Source organism: Pseudescherichia vulneris NBRC 102420 (genome assembly GCF_000759795.1).
Classification (GTDB): Bacteria; Pseudomonadota; Gammaproteobacteria; order Enterobacterales; family Enterobacteriaceae; genus Pseudescherichia; species Pseudescherichia vulneris.
The window spans coordinates 174251-192539 of sequence record NZ_BBMZ01000009.1 but is presented as its reverse complement, the minus strand read 5'-3'; the positions used below and the strand labels follow the sequence as shown (position 1 = coordinate 192539).

17 protein-coding genes are annotated in these 18289 nt (G+C 56.8%); 7 read left to right on the top strand and 10 right to left on the bottom strand.

Going from position 1 to position 18289, the window contains the following annotated elements; all coding sequences use genetic code 11:
* Positions 1 to 5: 5 nt before the first annotated feature.
* The 4 genes from EV102420_RS08830 to EV102420_RS08815 form a co-directional block, all read right to left on the bottom strand.
* Positions 6 to 803 carry an ABC transporter ATP-binding protein gene (locus EV102420_RS08830; protein ID WP_042391054.1) on the bottom strand — a complete coding sequence of 266 codons (798 nt, stop codon included), beginning with the start codon at positions 801 to 803 and terminating at the stop codon, positions 6 to 8.
* Positions 804 to 827: 24 nt separating this feature from the next.
* Positions 828 to 1736, bottom strand: coding sequence for a nitrate ABC transporter permease (gene ntrB, locus EV102420_RS08825; RefSeq protein ID WP_042391053.1), 909 nt, complete (start codon positions 1734 to 1736; stop codon positions 828 to 830).
* A gap of 11 nt (positions 1737 to 1747) precedes the next feature.
* Positions 1748 to 3010, bottom strand: coding sequence for a CmpA/NrtA family ABC transporter substrate-binding protein (locus tag EV102420_RS08820; protein ID WP_042391052.1), 1263 nt, complete (start codon positions 3008 to 3010; stop codon positions 1748 to 1750).
* Between the two features lie 269 nt (positions 3011 to 3279).
* Complete coding sequence (locus EV102420_RS08815) at positions 3280 to 4506, bottom strand: nitrate regulatory protein (protein WP_042391051.1); 1227 nt, start codon at positions 4504 to 4506, stop codon at positions 3280 to 3282.
* 121 nt (positions 4507 to 4627) lie between these two features.
* Here EV102420_RS08815 and EV102420_RS08810 point away from each other — a divergent pair, with 121 nt between their 5' ends.
* The gene (locus EV102420_RS08810; protein ID WP_042391049.1) at positions 4628 to 4915 is read left to right on the top strand and encodes a VF530 family protein; all 288 of its coding nucleotides are present in this window, start codon (positions 4628 to 4630) and stop codon (positions 4913 to 4915) included.
* 7 nt (positions 4916 to 4922) lie between these two features.
* Positions 4923 to 6227: a glycoside hydrolase family 10-like protein gene (locus tag EV102420_RS08805; RefSeq protein ID WP_042391047.1), complete on the top strand. Its 1305-nt coding sequence runs from the start codon at positions 4923 to 4925 to the stop codon at positions 6225 to 6227.
* Positions 6228 to 6241: 14 nt separating this feature from the next.
* Here EV102420_RS08805 and EV102420_RS08800 read toward each other — a convergent pair whose 3' ends face one another.
* The 3 genes from EV102420_RS08800 to EV102420_RS08790 form a co-directional block, all read right to left on the bottom strand.
* A complete protein-coding gene (locus tag EV102420_RS08800) occupies positions 6242 to 8563 on the bottom strand; it encodes an FdhF/YdeP family oxidoreductase (RefSeq protein ID WP_042391044.1) in 2322 nt (773 codons plus the stop codon).
* Positions 8564 to 8658: 95 nt separating this feature from the next.
* Positions 8659 to 9390 (bottom strand): MerR family transcriptional regulator, encoded by a 732-nt coding sequence (locus EV102420_RS08795; protein ID WP_042391042.1) that lies wholly within the window; start codon positions 9388 to 9390, stop codon positions 8659 to 8661.
* 53 nt (positions 9391 to 9443) lie between these two features.
* Positions 9444 to 10664 (bottom strand): diguanylate phosphodiesterase, encoded by a 1221-nt coding sequence (locus EV102420_RS08790; RefSeq protein WP_042391040.1) that lies wholly within the window; start codon positions 10662 to 10664, stop codon positions 9444 to 9446.
* Positions 10665 to 10985: 321 nt separating this feature from the next.
* Between EV102420_RS08790 and ycgZ the strand changes: the two genes are divergently transcribed.
* The 3 genes from ycgZ (at position 10986) to EV102420_RS08775 (ending at position 12005) form a co-directional block, all read left to right on the top strand.
* Complete coding sequence (ycgZ, locus tag EV102420_RS08785) at positions 10986 to 11225, top strand: regulatory protein YcgZ (protein ID WP_042391037.1); 240 nt, start codon at positions 10986 to 10988, stop codon at positions 11223 to 11225.
* 265 nt (positions 11226 to 11490) lie between these two features.
* Positions 11491 to 11685 (top strand): hypothetical protein, encoded by a 195-nt coding sequence (locus EV102420_RS22880; protein WP_370678338.1) that lies wholly within the window; start codon positions 11491 to 11493, stop codon positions 11683 to 11685.
* Between the two features lie 38 nt (positions 11686 to 11723).
* Entirely contained in the window at positions 11724 to 12005 is a 282-nt protein-coding gene (locus EV102420_RS08775) for a biofilm development regulator YmgB/AriR family protein (protein WP_042391033.1), read from the top strand.
* A gap of 81 nt (positions 12006 to 12086) precedes the next feature.
* Here the strand turns inward: EV102420_RS08775 and EV102420_RS08770 are convergent, their stop codons facing one another.
* Positions 12087 to 13178, bottom strand: coding sequence for a hypothetical protein (locus EV102420_RS08770; RefSeq protein WP_042391031.1), 1092 nt, complete (start codon positions 13176 to 13178; stop codon positions 12087 to 12089).
* Positions 13179 to 13337: 159 nt separating this feature from the next.
* Here EV102420_RS08770 and EV102420_RS08765 point away from each other — a divergent pair, with 159 nt between their 5' ends.
* On the top strand, positions 13338 to 15227 hold the full coding sequence (locus EV102420_RS08765; protein WP_042391030.1) for a beta-glucoside-specific PTS transporter subunit IIABC: 1890 nt from the start codon (positions 13338 to 13340) through the stop codon (positions 15225 to 15227).
* A gap of 27 nt (positions 15228 to 15254) precedes the next feature.
* A complete protein-coding gene (locus EV102420_RS08760; RefSeq protein WP_042391028.1) occupies positions 15255 to 16265 on the top strand; it encodes a LacI family DNA-binding transcriptional regulator in 1011 nt (336 codons plus the stop codon).
* A 60-nt stretch (positions 16266 to 16325) separates the two neighbouring features.
* Here EV102420_RS08760 and EV102420_RS08755 read toward each other — a convergent pair whose 3' ends face one another.
* Both EV102420_RS08755 and EV102420_RS08750 read right to left on the bottom strand, forming a co-directional pair.
* A complete protein-coding gene (locus EV102420_RS08755; protein WP_042391026.1) occupies positions 16326 to 17627 on the bottom strand; it encodes a PQQ-dependent sugar dehydrogenase in 1302 nt (433 codons plus the stop codon).
* Between the two features lie 12 nt (positions 17628 to 17639).
* Positions 17640 to 18065 (bottom strand): DUF2231 domain-containing protein, encoded by a 426-nt coding sequence (locus tag EV102420_RS08750; RefSeq protein WP_042391024.1) that lies wholly within the window; start codon positions 18063 to 18065, stop codon positions 17640 to 17642.
* Between the last annotated feature and the right edge of the window lie 224 nt (positions 18066 to 18289).

Below are 18289 nucleotides of genomic sequence, written 5' to 3'. Positions count from 1 at the left end.
CTGTCTCAGGCCACGGCCCGGTGTTTTTCATGCAGGAAATGCAGCACCTGCTGGCGGTAGTGATGGAAACGTGAGTCGTTGGCCAGGGTGAGCCGCGAGCGCGGACGCTCCAGCTCGACGTGCAGCACCTCGCCAACCTTTGCCGCAGGACCGTTAGTCATCATCATCACCCGGTCTGAGAGCAGCACCGCTTCGTCAACGTCATGGGTAATAAGCAGAATGGTGGTATTCAGGCGGGACTGGATCTCCATCACCGCATCTTGCAAATGGGCGCGGGTTAAGGCATCCAGCGCGCCAAAGGGTTCGTCCATCAGCAGCACCTTCGGCTTCATCGCCAGCGCCCGGGCAATACCCACGCGCTGCTTCATGCCGCCGGAGATCTCCCCAGGACGTTTATGCATGGCATGGCCCATATGCACCAGCTCAAGGTTATGTTCGATCCACGCCTGCATCTCGCTCTTACTCATCTTCCCTTTAAAAACCTGCTCTACCGCGAGGGCAACGTTGTCAAAGGCGGTCAGCCACGGCAGCAGGGAGTGGTTTTGAAACACCACGCCGCGCTCCGGGCCTGGGCCGTTAATCTCCTGGTCATCACAGAGCAGAACACCTTCGGTGGGTTGGCTCAGCCCGGCGATCAGGTTCAGCAGCGTGGACTTCCCGCAGCCGGAGTGACCGATCAGACTGACGGTTTCGCCCCGCGCAAGCTCAAAGCTAACGTTGTCGAGCGCCAGGAATGGCCCCTGTGCGGTGTGAAAGCGCTGGGTAACGTTTTCTACGCGGATAATGGCTTTCTCGTGTTTCATATCAGGCTCCAGAGGTTCTTGTGACTAGTTGCCGTAGCTAAACCGGCGGGCAATGGCCATCAGGCCCTGCTCAAGCAGCATTCCCACGACGCCAATCAGCAGAATGGCGATGATGATGTTTTCCACGTTGAGGTTGTTCCACTCGTTCCAGATCCAGAATCCGATCCCGACGCCGCCGGTCAGCATCTCTGCCGCGACGATCACCAGCCACGCGATACCGATTGAGAGGCGAACCCCGGTCAGAATGTGCGGCAGCACGGCGGGAAAGAGGATTTTGCGCATCACGGTGAACTCACCGAGCTTCAATACCCGCGCGACGTTGAGATAGTCCTGCGGAATGCGCATCACCCCTTCGGCGGTGTTGAGGATCATCGGCCAGATAGAGCAGATAAAGATGGTCCACGCCGAGGCAGGCTCTGCGCGCTGGAACAGCAGCAGGCCAATCGGCAGCCAGGCCAGCGGGCTGACCGGGCGCAGCAAGGCGATAACCGGGTTGAGCATGTTGGCAATAAAGCTAAAGCGGCCAATAAGAAAGCCGAGGGGGATCCCCACCAGCGCCGCCAGACCGAAGCCCAGCGCCACGCGTTTGAGCGATGCCAGCACGTTCCAGCCGATGCCCATATCATTTGGCCCGGCGATATAAAACGGCTCGGCGAAGATGATTTTGGCCGCGTCCCAGGTTTTCAGCGGCGTCGGAAAGCCATTGCTGCTCAGGGCGGCGATCTGCCAGAGGACGATCAGCACAATCGCCCCCAGCAGTCCGGGCACCGCTTTCTTCACTGCGCCATGGATGCCTTTACGCAGGCGGCTGGCAGGTGCCGGTTTTGTCACCTCCGACGGCGGCGTCGGTATAGCCGTTTTCAGGGGCAGGATCTCCGCGCTCTCCGGCTCGGCGGCCAGCGTAACCACATTCGTTTTGGTGTTGATAGACATGTCGGCCTCACTTAGCGTTTCATAGCAAAACTGTTGGCATAGTCAGCGGGGTTGCTGCCGTCCCATACCTTGCCGTCGAACAGGGTGCTGCTGCGCATATCGCTGGCGGGCAGGTTGATGCCCCCTACCGCCGTCGCCGCCTGCTTATAGAGATCGGTGCGGTTGATCGTCTTCGCGACCGCCAGATAGTCCGGGTCGGCATCGATAAGCCCCCAGCGTTTGTGCTGGGTCAGGAACCACATGCCGTCTGAGAGATACGGATAGTTCACCGCCCCATCGTTGAAGAAGCGCATGCCGTGAGCGTCTTTCCACTTCTTGCCCAGCCCGTTGTCATAGTCGCCGAGCATCCGCCCCTGAATGGTCTCGGGTGAGGTGTTGACGTAGGCGCGCCCCGCTATGGCTTTCGCGGTTTCAATGCGGTTGGCGTCGGAGGTGTCGATCCAGCGGGAGGCTTCCAGCACCGCTGCGGTCAGGGCGCGGGCCGTATTGGGATTGGCGGCTACCCACGCCGAGGTGGTGCCAAGAATTTTTTCCGGATGATCGGGCCAGATCTCCTGTGTGGTCGCGGCGGTAAAGCCAATCCCGTCGAGAATGGCGCGCTGGTTCCACGGTTCGCCGACGCAGTAGCCGCTCATGTTGCCGATCTTCATGTTCATCACCATCTGCGGCGGCGGCACGACCACGTTGCGGACGTCGTTAAAGGGATGGATCCCGGCGTTGGCTAGCCAGTAGTAGAGCCACATGGCATGCGTGCCGGTGGGAAACGTCTGGGCGAAGGTGTAGGTTCCCTTTGCGCTGCCCTCAATGGTTTTCTTCAGCGAGGCCGCATCGGTCACGCCCGCCGCTTTCAGCTGGTTTGAGAGGGTGATCGCCTGGCCGTTGTTGTTGAGGGTCATCAGCATCGCCATATCATGCTGCGGACCAGAGACGCCGAGCTGCAGGCCATACACCAGTCCGTACAGCACATGGGCAGCATCAAGCTCGCCGGAGACCAGCTTGTCGCGCACCGAGGCCCAGCTGGACTCCTTGCTGAGGATGATTTTGATCCCGTACTTCTCATCAAACTTCTTCACCGCTGCCATCACCACCGAGGCGCAGTCCGTTAACGGGATAAAGCCCACGCGGATCTCTTTTTTCTCTGGCGCATCAGAGCCTGCCGCCCAGACGCTGTTCATAAAACCCGGTAACAGCATGCTGCCGCCCAGCAGCGCGCTGCCTGCCAGAAATCGGCGGCGGGAGAGACTCACCATGGTGTTAATGTCGTCTTGCTTCATTGCGGCTTCCTGTAAGGTGAAAAATGCGCAAAAAAAAGCGTCCTGTTAGCGCTCAGTCTCCTGAACGCTAACGGACGCCTTTATCCGAAACGATGACTAAACCGCCGTTGGCTTAGTCTTTCTGTACTTACCGTAATGCAGCTTGTGTGCCAATCTGAGGATGCGCTTTAAAATCAGCCAAATAAGTTAAATTCAACGGCGGGTAGAGCGTTATTTGCACCGCAACGGTTGGCCATTTGCACACCGGCGGTGCAGCTACTCCGTAAGGGTTACGACGCGGGCTTACTCGCTGATGTTCCCATAATGGCCGCCACGGAGAGCATCGCCTCTGCTATCTCTGCCAGCTTCTTGTTCTGCTTCATCGCCATGTCGCGCAGTATTTTGTGGGCCTGCGGCTCACTCATGCCGTGATGCTGCATCAGCACGCTTTTGGCGCGCTCCACCAGCTTACGGTCGGCAAGCGTCGCGCGCAGCGTGGCCAGCTCCGCATCCTGCGCCTGCAGCTGGCGAGACTGGCGTTCGATAAGCTCAAGTACGGAACGGCTGAGCTGGGGCGGGATCAGCGCCGCGTAATGGCTATCCTGCTGCGGCAGCTGCGCAATCTCCTGCTGTTGCAGAGCGTCGCAGCGTTGTGCATCGCCGATCCGCTGCTCGCAGCAGGCCATCAGTCTCTCCTCCAGCCGATCCTCGATAATTTTCATCCCGTCGATACGTGCCGTGGTGATATCAAACCAGCGCAGCGCGATGTCACTAGCAACGCCCGCAGGCGTGGCACAGGTGCAGGCAATACGGCGAAAGCGCTCCAGCTCGCTGCTGTCGGTGCGCTGCTGTTGCTGCCACAGCGCCAAAGAGCGCTCGTCAGCAAACTCCATAAAGGTGTTAAAGCAGCGCTCCTGCCCCTCGATAAGCGCCAGCAGCTGCTGATGCGTAGGGTCATCGAAGTGCCGTGAGGTAAAACCCGCCGCCGCCAGGGCGCGCTCCTGCCCGGCCAGCTCTTTGCCCTGCATAAAGCTGAACATAGCCAGCAGGGCCCGTGACACCGTGGGATCCCCGGAGGTATCGGCTGCTTCGAATACCAGCGCCAGATGGGTGCGGATCACCTCGCTATAGCGGTTCATCGCGTCGGGCTGGGAGATAGTCAGCGCCGCAACCTGCTCACGCAGCGCAGGCAAACCGCTCATGCTGTGCAGGGCGTTGGCGATGCGGCTAAAGAGTCGCGGTGCGTTAGCCAGTGGACCGTTGAGATCCAGCCTTGTGAGCTGGCTATCTACCGCTTCTGCGGCAAGCTGAACCTGTTGCGCACGTTCATCAAGGCGGTCGCCCCAGGTATCGCCGCGCGAGCAGAGATAGATGTTGGCCGTGCCCCGCTCGCGCTGTAGGAGATGGATGAGCTGGCTGACCGCCCCCACCAGCTTGCTCATTTGCAGCAGCTGCTGTAGGCCCGTGATTTCACTTTGTCGGGCGGCCTGTACGAAATCGAGAGCGGAAAGAGGCATATCGCTACCTGCACAAAAGGAACATATCGAGGATAAAGCAAGATGCATGCCGCATTTCCCTCTTTCCTTTTACTCCGCGCCCGCTATGCTAATCACCACATCCTAAACCATCGGAATGGTCATGACTGCACACGTATCTAAAGACCCTTTGCACGGCGTAACCCTTGAGATGCAGGTGAATGCCCTGGTTGCGCGCTATGGCTGGAGCGAACTGGGCAAGCTAATCAATATCAACTGCTTTAAAAACGATCCGAGCGTAAAATCGAGCCTGAAGTTTTTACGCCGCACGCCCTGGGCGCGCGCGGAGGTCGAAGCACTCTATTTAGATTCACTGGATGATGCCGTCCCGGAAAAACAGGACGAGCCTGCTGTAAACCCATGGGCTAATAGCCGCCTGAATAAGAGCTGAAACAAAGATGGCGCGACACATTACACGGTTAGGCGCACTGGTTGGCTGCGCGCTTTTACTTGCCAGCTGCTCTTCTAAACCACCGAAATCAGTGATCACCCCGCTTCCGCCTGTAGCGAAGCAGCCCCTGCCGGATAAATCGGCGCGCAGCAATGAACCCGTGCGCGGCGTCTGGCTAACCACGGTTTCCCGGCTCGACTGGCCGCCGGCGTCGTCGGTCACCGCCAGCCCGGCGCTGCGCGTCAGCCTGCAACAGAAGGCGTTGACCGATAAGCTGGACAACCTGAAACGCCTTGGGGTGAATACCGTTTTCTTCCAGGTGAAACCTGACGGGACCGCCCTCTGGCCGTCGAAGATCCTGCCGTGGTCAGATATGCTTACCGGCACCATCGGGGCCGATCCGGGCTACGATCCGCTCCAGTTTATGTTGGATGAGGCCCACAAGCGCGGCATGAAGGTGCACGCGTGGTTCAACCCCTACCGCGTCTCTACCAATACCAAACCCAGCACCGTTGCCGAACTGAATCGCACCCTGCCGCTCAATCCCGCCAGCGTGTTTGTGCTGCACCGGGATTGGATCCGCACTGCCAGCGATCGCTACGTGCTTGACCCCGGAATTCCGGAAGCGCGGGACTGGATCACCAGCATCGTCGCCGAGGTGGTGGCCCACTATCCGGTGGACGGCGTACAGTTTGACGATTACTTCTATGCCGAAGCGCCCGGTTCTGTCCTGAACGATAATCAAACGTTCCAGCAATACGGCAGCGGGTTTGCCTCAAAAGCGGACTGGCGGCGCAACAACACGCAGCAGCTGATCGAGCAGGTATCGCGTACCATTAAGCAGCTGAACCCCAACGTCGAGTTTGGTGTGAGTCCCTGCGGCGTCTGGCGCAACCGCTCCCACGATCCGGCCGGATCCGATACGCGCGGCGCCGCGGCCTATGATGAGTCCTACGCCGATACGCGTCTATGGGTGCAAAAAGGTCTGGTGGATTATATCGCCCCGCAGATCTACTGGCCCTTCTCCAGAGATGCAGCGCGCTATGATGTGTTAGCTAAATGGTGGGCGGACGTAGTGAAACCCACCCATACGCGGCTCTACATTGGCGTAGCGCTCTATAAGGTGGGCGAACCGTCGAAAACCGAGCCGGACTGGACGGTCAACGGCGGCGTGCCGGAGCTGAAAAAACAGCTCGATCTCAACGATGCCCTGCCTGAGATCGGCGGCACCATTCTGTTCCGTGAGAACAACCTCAATCAGCCCCAGGCTCAGCAGGCGGTAAATTACCTGCGGAGCCGCTGGGGCAGTTGATTAAGAACGGCTGACTAGCGAAGCGCGCCGGAGGTGGCCACCGCCTCCACGCGCTCCATCGCTATCGGGATGCTCTTATATGCCGGAATACCGCTTTTGGTGTCGTGGCTGTCTAGCGGCACCATTATATTGGCTTCGGGATAGTAGGCCCCGACCGAACCCGGGGCCATATCGATCACCACCACGGTCAGGTTGTGCATTCGCCGCTCGGTGGCGTTACCTTCATGATCCAGAGCCGTTATGTTGACCTGATCCCCCACCCGCAGATTGCGCTTCTCGGCCTCATCGGCGTTGATAAACAGCACGTCCCGCCTGCCAGTCACCCCGCGATAGCGGTCATTCAGGCCGTATAGCGTGGTGTTGTACTGGTCATGGCTGCGCAGCGTGGTCAGCACCAGATCGTGACACTTCAGCGAGCGCGGATCTTCATTGATGCCCTGCATGATTTTGAACTCGGCTTTGCCGGAGGGCGTGTTCCAGACTCGCTCCGATGCCGTATTGCGTAGGCGGAAGCCACCCGGTTTTTTCACCCGTTCATTGAAATTGTCGAAGCCTGGAATGGTGGCTTCAATGGCATCGCGGATAAAGCTGTAGTCGCGCACCATTTTGTCCCAGTCAACGACGGTATTGGGCAGCGTGGCTTTTGCCAGCGCGGCAACCAGAGCAGGCTCTGACTTCAGGTGCGGCGAAGCGGGCTCCAGCGAGCCGTGGGAGGCGTGCACCATCGACATGGAGTCCTCAACGGTAATGCTCTGCTCACCGGAGGCCTGAACATCCCGCTCGGTACGGCCCAGCACGGGAAGAAGATAGTTGTGCTTGCCCAGCAGCAGATGGGAGCGGTTGAGCTTGGTCGCCATATGCACAACCAGATCGAGGTTGCGCATCGCCGGGAAAGTCACCTGCGGATCGGAGATCGCTTCCGCCAGGTTACCGCCGAGACAGAGCAGCGCTTTGGCCTGGCCGTCGCGCATCGCCTGAATCGCCGCTACCGCGCCGTGGCCGTGCTTTTGCGGCGGCGTGAAGCCGAAGACCTTTTCGATGTTATCCAGCAGCGACTGGGGTGGGATCTCGGTGATACCCACGGTGCGATCGCCCTGCACGTTGGAGTGGCCGCGCAGCGGACAGATGCCAGCCCCTTTTTTGCCGATGTTGCCGCGCATCAGCAGCAGGTTAGCGATCTGCTGAACGTTCTGCGTGCCGTACTGGTGCTGGGTGATGCCCATCCCGTAGCAGATGATGGTTCGCTCGGCGTTGGCGTACAGTCGGGCCACGTTCTGGATCTCTTTGCGCTCCATACCCGACACCTTGAGGATATGCGCCCAGTCGGTGGCATCGAGGTCGGCTTTCAGTGCTTCGAACCCCTGGGTGTGATCGCTAATAAAGGCTTCGTCAATAACGCCGGGCTCGCCTTTGGCTTTTGCCTCTGCGTGCATTGACAGCAGAATTTTCATCACCCCTTTCAGCATCGCCGCGTCGCCGCCGACCCGCACCTTGTAGTAGGTTGAGGCGAGCTCGGTGGAGCTCAGGGAGAGCATCTCGATAGGGCTTTGCGGGGAGGTAAAGCGCTCCAGGCCACGCTCGCGCAGCGGGTTGATAGCAACGATGGTGGCACCGCGTTTTGAAACCTCCCGCAGCGTGCCGAGCATGCGCGGATGGTTAGTGCCGGGGTTATGGCCGATGCAGAGCACCAGGTCGCAGTGGTCAAAATCCTCCAGCTCAACGGTTCCCTTCCCGACGCCGATGGACTCCGGCAGGCCGACGCTGGTGGGCTCATGACACATATTCGAGCAGTCCGGGAAGTTGTTGGTGCCATACTCGCGGGCGAAGAGCTGCCAGAGAAATGCGGCTTCGTTGGAGGCGCGGCCGGAGGTGTAAAACTCGACGCTATCGGGGTCATCGTAGCTGCGCAGATGCTCGCCGATTTCCCTGAAGGCGGTCTGCCACTCAATGGGCTGGTAGGTATCGCTGGCGGGATCGTATTTCATGGGATGGGTAAGTCTGCCCTCGCCCTCCAGCTCAAAGGCGTTGCGCTCCCACAGCTCGCTTACGGTATGGGCGGCAAAAAATTCGGGGGTGGTACGTTTGCTGGTGGCTTCCCAGGAGACGGCTTTCGCGCCGTTTTCGCAGAATTCAAACGAGGAGGCATGCTGCGGATCGGGCCAGGCACAGCCTGGACAGTCGAAGCCTTGGGGCTGGTTAACTTTGAACAGGGCAATGACGTCCTGCTTTACCGACATCTGGCCGCGTATTGCGTCGGCGACGGCTTTGAGTGCTCCCCAACCGCCTGCTGAACCACCATAGGGTTTGATACCGATAGTACGATTTTGCTCTTTCATAATGCTCCACAATTGCTCTGACCTTTTCGTTAAGCCTGGTACAGGAATTGTGGATAGGTGAAACAATGGAAACAAAAATTAATTAGCAGGCTCAGTTATGGACCATGAAACGCAACGGTAAAACCCTGCTCCTGCCAGTGTTCCAGCTGCTCTTTCTGACGGTGGGTCAGCGCTTTGCCGGTCCATAAAAAGATATGCTGGCCGGGGAAAAGCTCGGGACGCGGCACCTCCAGCGGCTCAGCCAGCAGGTCGATATGCCAGCCCCGCTGCGACAGTCGCCACGCCTCAAGCCACAGCCGGGTGCGATCCTCGCTGCCCCAGCCAATGAGCAGCGCTTCCCTGCCCGCTTTTTTACGCGCGGTGATCACGCAGGAGACAGCATGCTCGGTAATGACGCCGTCCAGCAGGCTGGACATGACGCGGGCGGTGTATTGATCGAGGGTCAGACGCTGACGTACGGGAGTCAGTATATGGTCGATAAGGTCATCCACCGTATGGTCCCGTCCAAGCGTTGTGATAGCCGTGCGCAGTTTAGCCGGACGGGCCTGGCGCAGCACGCCCATCATCTCTTCCTGCAGCGTAGCCCAGTCATCATGGGCAACCACCTTGTTGTCTTCCAGCAGCGCCTTCACTTTACTGACCGGGACGCCGCTCTCGATCCAGCGTTTGATCTCTTTGATGCGTTGAATATCTTCTTCGTCGAACTGACGATGACCGCCTTCGCTGCGTTGGGGTTTGAGCAAGCCATAGCGACGCTGCCAGGCACGGAGCGTGACCGGGTTTATACCGCATCGTTCTGCTACATCGCCAATACTATAAAAAGCCATCAACTCCCCTAAACTCAACGCTGCTATGCTCATATTCAAACGCTATCATTATCTCATAAACCCGCCCGCTTTTCTGGCCATGCCACGGCAGGTATGCCGGCAAATTCGGGACGGGCAAACAGGTAGCCCTGGAACTGTGATATGCCCGCTGACTCCAGCCACATCCACTCTTCAGGCCGCTCAACGCCCACTGCGGAGACCATGATCTCCAGCGAACTACAGCATTTAATAATGGCCTGAATTATTGCCTGCCGTGGGCCACTTTTATGTACATCTTTGATCAGGTCGCGGTTGATCTTGATCCTGTCCGGCTGAAACTGCGCCAGCAGCAGCAGACCGGCAAAGCCCGCGCCAAAGTGATCGATAGCAACACGGATACCCGCAGCTTTTAACAGCCTTACCGCATCGGTGAATTCATCGAGGCGTGAAATCACTTCGCTCTCGGTAAACTCCACGATGACCTGCTCGGGAACCAGACCGTTGGCTTCGATCTCCTGAAGCAGGAAATCGACCGCGCCGGGGACCTTCACCAGCGTCATCGGCAGCAGGTTCACCGACAGCGTCCGCTCACCGATATTCAGCTCGGCCGCCATGGCAAAAGCCACTTTTTTGCTGCGCAGGTCAGCCTCATAGGCCTCATCTCCCGTCAGCCCGGCAAACCAGGCCTCGGGAAGGTCTCCCCCTGGCGTACGCAGCAAGGCTTCGATCGCGACCACCTCACGGGCAAACGGATCGATCATCGGTTGAAAAGCAAAGCTGCACTCTGCCGTTTCATCCACTTCTCGCGTCTCAGCACGGGAAGCAGCGTCATCCGGAATGAAATCCCAGGCATCCGCAGGTGGAATTTCAAAGTAGTTCTCTTTCTCACGCTCCTCGACGAAGGTGCGGAAGAACTGCAGCGCACGGTCATCGTAGGTCAGCTGGTACTTAGAGGTGCCTTTATCCAGCACGCGCTGCAGCACATCATCCCGGTCATACTCTCTTAAATCGAAGAGCTCCATCCCCGACTTACCAAACCGCCGTGACGGCGCGTAGTCACATAGCAGCTCAACGAGGTTGTAGTGGCGAGTATCCTGACAAATAGCGCGGTAGATTTTGAACACGCTCTCTTCCGGCCCTTCCAGCAGCTGGAAGAAGTGGGTCCCGTTAAAAAGCAGGATGCCTGTCACCTCGGAGTGACCATTTTTTTGATTTGCTGCGGCAACCATCTCTTCCAGCATTTTAACCGGTACGTCGTCGCAGAGATGGCTGCGGTAAATAATGGTTGTGAGCATATTCATTCCGGGAATGGGTGTGTGAAAGACCACCTTAACAAATGTCAGCACGCAGATCCTGTGATGATTGTGCCTGATTTTAAAGACAATCTTTCCCGTGTATAAGTATGCTGCTCTATAAAGAGTACAGCTTTTTGACATACCTGTACAAGTATTCTCAGATCAAGTTAGGATTTTTCTGTAACACATTGATAATAAGCATATATTAAAATTATCTATAATTAATTACGTAAATTTGTACAATTTCTATGTACAAGTTTCCACGATTTGTATAACTTTGTACTCGTTATCACAAATTACTGAATTTTACAGGAGTGACATATGCAGCAGAACGGTTTTGTTCCGAACACAGCTAATGCCATTACCCGGTATTTCAATAAAGCTGCACTGCCAAGCCAGCAGGAGACGCTGGGTCAGATTGTGGTTGAAATTCTGAGCAGCGGTCAGAGCCTGAACCGTAAGGCAATTTGCACCAAACTGCTCAGCCGCCTGGAAATGGCGTCTGATTCAGAAGAAGAGAGCCATTATCACACGCTGATTGGCCTGCTGTTTGACCGCTAAGAGTTGGCAAAATCACAGCAACGGGTAGTTAAGTTTTTAAAGTCGCCTGGGGTAGGCTGGTATTCACGGAAGATAACACGGCCTTAGCCTGGCGCAGACTCATGCCGCGTTTCCATTTCCGGATTAGCGTGGCATCAGAGACGCAGTTATGAATAGAAGTGAACGTGAACGATTAACAGATGAGCTGATCGGAGAAGCCGTCTTATCTCTCCTCAGTGAGAATGGGCCCGTCAACACCAGGGCACTTATCACGAGGTTGCAGTCTATGGAAGCAAAAGAAAAGGATATCCGACGACGTGAGACGCTTGGGCGCGTCATCGCGGAAATAACAAATAATGCAAAAGTATCGATGCGGCGCCAGTCCGGACGTGAACAGAAGGATTCTGAGAACGAACATAAGGACAATGTGTTTCAACTGTTCGGCACTAGCCAGCAAAAGAGCACCAGTAAAAAACACTGACTGCATCCATTTTTCTCACTTTTTAACGGTATAATCCTATGCTTCAGGCTATGCTCCAGCAATCATCAGACCTCTTCGAAACACTGCCCGATACGGCCCTCTCCGCCTACTTCCGCAATGCAGGCGACGTTCTGGCAGACGAATCAGCGGTACTGGGTGTAGTAGTGAGATCGATCCTGGCCTCAGGCGGACATCTCAATAATAAAGCTATTATCCTGCATCTCATTCAGGCGATCGAAACCACCGATGACGTGGTGAAGAGCGACATTATTCGCAAGACGCTGGAAATCGTTGTCGACCATACGATGGATGATATTTGATTGGCAGGTAGCGTAGTCTGATTAAGCGCAACGCCATTTGGCGTTGCTGGATCTGTCGGGTGGCGACTCCACGCTACCCGCTTAACGCGAATCGATGCCAAATCGTGCCGCTATCTCTTCTACTTCATCTTGCGTTGGTTCTCTCCCCATTGTCGCCGTAAGCCTGGCGGTAACCGCCATTATCTTATCTTCGCCTGTTAACATAATCTTGGTTATCGTTAAACTCTCCTCTCCTTCAGCGCTGCTATCACCGATATAAGTGACACTGTCACTGATAGCAATGGCATGATAGAAAGAGACATCGGCCACGGCATCGGACTTATTAGCCGCATGGCCGTTCAGCCGCTCCTGTTGCCACAGCGGATCCGCAGCATAGCAGCGCTGGTTAAGCGCAATCGCTGCACCAGCCTCACCCTGCACTCTCAGTAAGTTTGACTGCATTATTTCATACTCTTTGCGTTCAACTTCATGGCTGAAAATGGCAGTAAGGGCGGTTTCGGGTCCGCAGTTAACCTTCATTAGCGGCTGGCCCATGAAGTTATAGACGCGCTCATTGCCATCCTGTTGCTGATAATAAAAATTCAGAGAGTCGTGAAAGTGAACGTTGTCATCGACAGGCAGCGACAGCGCATGCCTATGGTTTTTCTTATCGATAATAAGCCAGCGGGTGCCGGTATGACGCTGATGACGACGCTGATTCTCAAAGTAGGTCAATGCGGTATGGGTGACGACGCCGTTAGCTTTTGCAACGAACCGGGCCGCGTATTGATTCTGCCCACGGTAGTGAAGCACCAGCGTCTCCTGCGGAATAACGTGCTCCCAGTTATTATCGCAATCCGCAAACCAGGCGTTAACGGTTGCGCGATACGCAGCGATCTCCCGATTCTGCTGTTGCGCCACCTCACCGAGCTCTCTCCCGGTCAGTGGACGTTCGCTCAGGGCTAATGCCTTCGCTTCATTCACAGAGGCAGGTGGAAGATGACCGGTCAGATGTTGATAGATGGCCCTCTTCTTCTCCTCCTGATTCAGCGCATTATAAAACCCGCAAAAGTGTTCGACCTTTTTTATCTGTTCGTTGTTGTCAGGATTGCCGGCAAGCGAAATCACACAGGTGTAGATTTCCCGTTCAGCATGATGATGGGTTTTTGTTAAATCAGACATACCCGTGAACATAGCGCATAACCTCCTCTAAAAAAACGGACACCCTTCCCTCTGTGATTTAGCCCACATTTTAGCCATGAAACCGGTTGCAAGGCGGCTCTTCACTGCTAGCATGAAACCGGTTTCAAATATAAGTCACACACTCATAACCCATAAAAAAGGTACATCAGAATGGCCATTATTAGGGATTACAATAAGTTAGCCAGTGACATTCTTCAGGAGGTCGGCGGGGAAGCGAACATCAGTAGCTTTACCCGCTGCGCCACCCGTTTACGCCTGGTTTTGAACGATACCCCTGCCCAGGCAAAAAGCCGGATCCAAAACCTGCCCGGCGTTATCGCCGTAGTAGAGAGCGGCGGCCAGTTTCAGGTCGTTATTGGCACCCACGTGGCCGACGTGTTCAACGCTCTCTCCGCGCTAATTGGTGAGGACCACGCGGGAACGAGCAATAAGCCGAAAACCCGCTGGCTGGATGCGGTGATTGCCACCATGTCCGCCGTGTTTGCACCGATCGTCTACATTCTTGCCGCCGCCGGGATTTTACAGGGCCTGCTGATTGTTGTCGGCCTGATCGATGCCGATCTGAAAACTACCGGCACCTTCGCTATCCTCAACTTTATGTCGTGGACGCCGTTTGCCTTCCTGCCGGTGTTTATCGCGATCACCGCCGCGCGCCACTTTAAATGTAACCCGTTTATCGCCGTGCTCTGCTGTTGCGCGCTGATTAATCCCGAGTGGTCAGCCATGGCGGGCCGCATTGCTACCGGAGAGACGATTACCTTCCTGTTTATTCCACTGGCAAAAACGGTCTACACCTCGTCGGTACTGCCGCCGCTGTTCCTGGTCTGGGCGCTCTCCTGGCTTGAGAAGCGTGTCGAGAAGGCCCTGCCGGACGTGGTCAGCGCCCTGTTCACCCCGCTGATCTGCTTTGTGATCATTGTTCCGCTGACCCTTATCGTCATTGGGCCGATTACCACCTGGGCCGCAATGGGCATCGCTAGCGGCTACAACGCCCTGTTTGCCGCCGCGCCTGCGGTGGCCGCTGCGCTTATCGGCGGTATCTGGCAGATTATCGTTATTTTTGGCGTCCACTGGGGCATCACCCCGGTGATCATGGCCAACTTCGATACTCAGGGGTATGACTCCTTCCAGGCCTATCAGACCATTGCGGTTATCGGCCAGATGGCCGCCGTGTTTGGCGTCTTCCTGAAGAGCCGCAACCGCGAGCTGAAAACCACCTCCCTGTCGGCGGGCGTCACGGCCATCTTTGGCATTACCGAACCGGCAATCTATGGCGTGACGCTGCGCTTTAAAAAACCGTTTATCTGCGGCTGTATCGGTGGCGCGGTGGGTGCGGTAGTCGCCAGCCTGTTTGGCTCTCTCTACTATGCCTATGCGGCGCTGCCGGGCCTCTTTACTTTGGTGAACGCCATCAGCCCGGATGCGCCGATGTCCTTTATCGGTGAACTTGCCGGTAGCGCAACGGCTATCGTCCTGACTATTATACTGGTGCAGTTTGTTGGCTTTGACGATCCGGTGGCGGAAGAGACCCTGACCGACGCGCCCGAAACCGCCCCCGTCAGCACGACGTCCACCGCAGCGGCGAAGACCCGCCTGGCGCTGAACAGCCCGCTCAGTGGCGAGGTGATCGCTCTGGAAGAGGTAGCTGACGAAGCGTTCTCGCAAAAGGTGCTGGGCGACGGCGTTGCTATTCGTCCCCACGACGGTAAAGTGGTAGCGCCCTGCGACGCCCGGGTGGAGACGGTAATCGACTCCCGCCATGCCATTGGCCTGGCCTGCGACAACGGCGCTGAGCTGCTGATCCACGTTGGGTTAAACACCGTGAATCTACAGGGCGAGCACTTCCGTCCGCTGGTAAAGGAAGGCGATATCGTTAAGGCCGGTACGCCGCTGCTGGAGTTTGATAAAGAGGCCATCGAGCGTGCCGGATACGATCTGACCACGCCGGTGCTGGTGATCAACAGCGATGAGTTTGAGCTGACGAAGCTCCAGTCCGGGGGCACTATTCGTCAGGAGATGCCGTTGATGACCGTCTCCTGATACGCTGTTAACTAACTGGGGAGTGTTATGGTCACGATACTGGATGTCGCCAGGCGAGCGGGTGTTTCAAAAGCCACGGTCTCCCGTGCGCTGAACGGCAAGGTAGTGGTCAGCGAAGAGGTAAAGGCGCGGATCTTCAAGGCTATCGAAGAGACGGGATATCGCCCTAACCTGCTGGCGCGCACCCTGGCGACCAGCCGCTCCAACTCGGTAGGACTGGTGATCACCAACGGCCTGTATAACGGGCCGTTCTTCTCCGCCATGATTTACCAGGCGGCGACGTGCAGCGAAGATCTCCAGCGTCAGCTGGTATTGGCCGACGGCAAGCACAGCCGGGAGGATGAGCGTAACGCTATCAACTTCCTGCTGCAGCTGCGCTGCGAGGCGATCATGATCTACCCCAAGTATCTCAGCGTGGACGAGCTGGATGACATCATTGATGAGAGCAGCGTGCCCATCGTAGTAATCAACCGCGAGCTAAAGCGCAACCGCAGCAGCTCGGTGTTTGTCGATCACTATCAGGGCAGCATGCGCATGGTGGAATATCTGCTTGATCAGGGCCATCGCGATATCGCGTTTGTCGCGGGCGGCGAAGGTTCGCCTACCGGTGACAGTCGTCTGGCTGGCTACCTCGATGCGTTTAACGCGGCGGGTTTGACCCCGGATGAATCGCTTATCGTCCGTGGCAGCTGGAGCACCGAGAGCGGCTACGAGGCGGGCTGCGCCCTGCTGAAAAAAGACCGGCCGATGAGCTGTGTGCTGGCCGCCAACGATGACATGGCCATTGGCGTCACCAAGGCGATGATTGACCACGGCCTGCGGGTGCCGGACGATATCTCTGTCGCCGGGTTCGATGACTCCATCATTGGCCGCTACTTTACCCCAACCTTGACCACCGTCCATATTCCGATGGATGAGATGATCCGCGATGCGGTGCGTATTCTGCTCTCTCCTGACAGCGGCGATGACAGCGCCCCGCAGTCACTGCATGAAGGCTCGCTGATCGTCAGAGACTCCGTGGCTAAGCGCAAGCGTTAAAAAAGGCTGCCGTCTGGCAGCCTTTTTGCTTTTTCGCTACTTTTTTCGTTACTTTTTCCGCTACTGGGCGGCGCTGACCCGCCAGACGGCGTCGCCGGCATCATCAGCGATAATCAGCCCGCCCTGGGCATCCATCCCCAGCCCGACCGGCAGGCCGCGCACCTGTTTCTGATCGTCAGTTAAAAAGCCTGTGACTACCGGCTGCGGCAACCCCACCGGCTGACCGTTCTCAAACTTCACCCACATCACCTGGTAGCCGTTGAGCGGCTTGCGGTTCCAGCTGCCATGCTCGCTGACGAACGCACCGCCGCGATACTGCGGCATATTGTCCCCGGTATAGAACAGCAGGCCGAGCGGCGCGACGTGCGAGCTAATGGCGTAGTCGGGCTTGATGGCCTTCTCGACCAGATCCGGACGCTGGGGCTGGGCGCGCTCATCAACGTGCTGACCAAAGTAGCTGTAGGGCCAGCCGTAGAAACCGTTCTCCTGCACCGACGTCATGTAGTCCGGTACCAGATCGGAGCCGATCTCATCGCGTTCGTTAACGATAGCCCACAGCTTGCCACTCTGCGGCTCCCATCCCAATCCGGTAGGATTGCGCAGGCCGCTGGCGTAGATGCGGCTCGCCCCGCTGGCGGCATCAACTTCGAGAATGGCTGCCCGGCGATACTCCGCCCCGATGCCGTTTTCAGTAATGTTACTGTTCGAACCGACGCCCACGTACAGCTTGCTGCCGTCCGGGCTGGCCAGCAGGGATTTGGTCCAGTGATGGTTAATCGGGCCGCCAGGTAGCTCGGTCACCTCCTGAGCGGGCGCGCTAATGGAGGTTTGCCCCGTTTCGTAGGGGAATTTCACCAGGCTGTCGGCATTGGCCACCCACAGCGTATTGCCGATCAGCTGAATGCCAAACGGCGAGTGCAGGTTCTCAATAAAGGTATGCTTCTCCCATTTGCCGTTCACGTTGCGCAGCAGGGTAATACTGTCCCCGCCTTTCCCCGCCTTGCCGGAGGCGCTCTGCACCAGGCCCATAATCAGCTGCTTGGGGCGCGTGGTGGGTTTCGGCGTGCTGTTTGACTCCGCCACCAGCACGTCATTATTCGGTAAAACGTAGATCTGCCGGGGATGCTTCAGGCCATCGGCAATTTTTTCAATCTGTAGCCCAGCAGGCACCGTGGGCTTCTCGCCCTCTTTCCACGGCACGCCTTCCGGGACCTGCATTGGCGGCAGCAGGAAGTTTTGCGCCTGCGGCAGCTCTGGATTCGGCCCCATCTGCTTTTGCGGATCGACAGTCGCGCCGTTATCACAGGCGCTCAGTAGCGCGACAATCGCCACGCTGAGTAACGCTCGGTTATGTTTTTTCATATGAGCTTCTCCTTAAGCGTTACGCTGACGCAGCGCGAGTTGAACATTCGCCAGCAGCAGCAGGATCACTACCAACGTCGACAGGATGACACCCAGCGGCACCACGGCATAGGCGTCGCGGCTATGGATGAAGGCATTGATTATGGCTAACAGAATGGCGATCAGGTTAAGCCAGAAGTGCAGCTTTACCGGGGAGCCGAAAGTATAGCGACGCCCCACCCAGACCTGCACCAGGTTAATCAGGCGCGGAATAATGGCAATCAGCAGCCCGATCACAATCAGCCAGCTGGCAGCGTCGGTCCACATAATCTGCATGCTTTTGATATAGAGAATGTCAAAGATCCAGGCGGCGGTAAAAAAACCGAGCGGAATAGGGTTAAGTAGCTCATACAGCGCTACGGCAAAGCTCGAACGTCCTGACGCGGTTGGGGTATGCATGTCCATCTCCTGAGCCTGTCCAGCGATTAAAAGGTACCTGTAAAGGTTAGATTATTTTCGCGATATAGCACGATGCCCTCTCTATTTGCGTTAAGGTTTTGCCGCGCGCTAAAGTATTAACAACGTCCGCTTGATCTATTTTCATTTTTATAACCTATACCTAAGACATATTTCAGCGTGGCTAAAAAAATATTTCCTGAAGCTACTTTCCGTTATTGCATCGA

Coding starts and splice junctions, on each gene's coding strand:
- ntrB (WP_042391053.1), bottom strand. CDS start 1,736: ATGTCTATCAACACCAAAACGAATGTGGTTACGCTGGCCGCCGAGCCG.
- EV102420_RS08770 (WP_042391031.1), bottom strand. CDS start 13,178: ATGTTCACGGGTATGTCTGATTTAACAAAAACCCATCATCATGCTGAA.
- EV102420_RS08775 (WP_042391033.1), top strand. CDS start 11,724: ATGCTTCAGGCTATGCTCCAGCAATCATCAGACCTCTTCGAAACACTG.
- EV102420_RS08830 (WP_042391054.1), bottom strand. CDS start 803: ATGAAACACGAGAAAGCCATTATCCGCGTAGAAAACGTTACCCAGCGC.
- ycgZ (WP_042391037.1), top strand. CDS start 10,986: ATGCAGCAGAACGGTTTTGTTCCGAACACAGCTAATGCCATTACCCGG.
- EV102420_RS08765 (WP_042391030.1), top strand. CDS start 13,338: ATGGCCATTATTAGGGATTACAATAAGTTAGCCAGTGACATTCTTCAG.
- EV102420_RS08800 (WP_042391044.1), bottom strand. CDS start 8,563: ATGAAAGAGCAAAATCGTACTATCGGTATCAAACCCTATGGTGGTTCA.
- EV102420_RS08820 (WP_042391052.1), bottom strand. CDS start 3,010: ATGAAGCAAGACGACATTAACACCATGGTGAGTCTCTCCCGCCGCCGA.
- EV102420_RS08810 (WP_042391049.1), top strand. CDS start 4,628: ATGACTGCACACGTATCTAAAGACCCTTTGCACGGCGTAACCCTTGAG.
- EV102420_RS08815 (WP_042391051.1), bottom strand. CDS start 4,506: ATGCCTCTTTCCGCTCTCGATTTCGTACAGGCCGCCCGACAAAGTGAA.
- EV102420_RS08755 (WP_042391026.1), bottom strand. CDS start 17,627: ATGAAAAAACATAACCGAGCGTTACTCAGCGTGGCGATTGTCGCGCTA.
- EV102420_RS08750 (WP_042391024.1), bottom strand. CDS start 18,065: ATGCATACCCCAACCGCGTCAGGACGTTCGAGCTTTGCCGTAGCGCTG.
- EV102420_RS08805 (WP_042391047.1), top strand. CDS start 4,923: ATGGCGCGACACATTACACGGTTAGGCGCACTGGTTGGCTGCGCGCTT.
- EV102420_RS22880 (WP_370678338.1), top strand. CDS start 11,491: ATGGAAGCAAAAGAAAAGGATATCCGACGACGTGAGACGCTTGGGCGC.
- EV102420_RS08790 (WP_042391040.1), bottom strand. CDS start 10,664: ATGCTCACAACCATTATTTACCGCAGCCATCTCTGCGACGACGTACCG.
- EV102420_RS08760 (WP_042391028.1), top strand. CDS start 15,255: ATGGTCACGATACTGGATGTCGCCAGGCGAGCGGGTGTTTCAAAAGCC.
- EV102420_RS08795 (WP_042391042.1), bottom strand. CDS start 9,390: ATGGCTTTTTATAGTATTGGCGATGTAGCAGAACGATGCGGTATAAAC.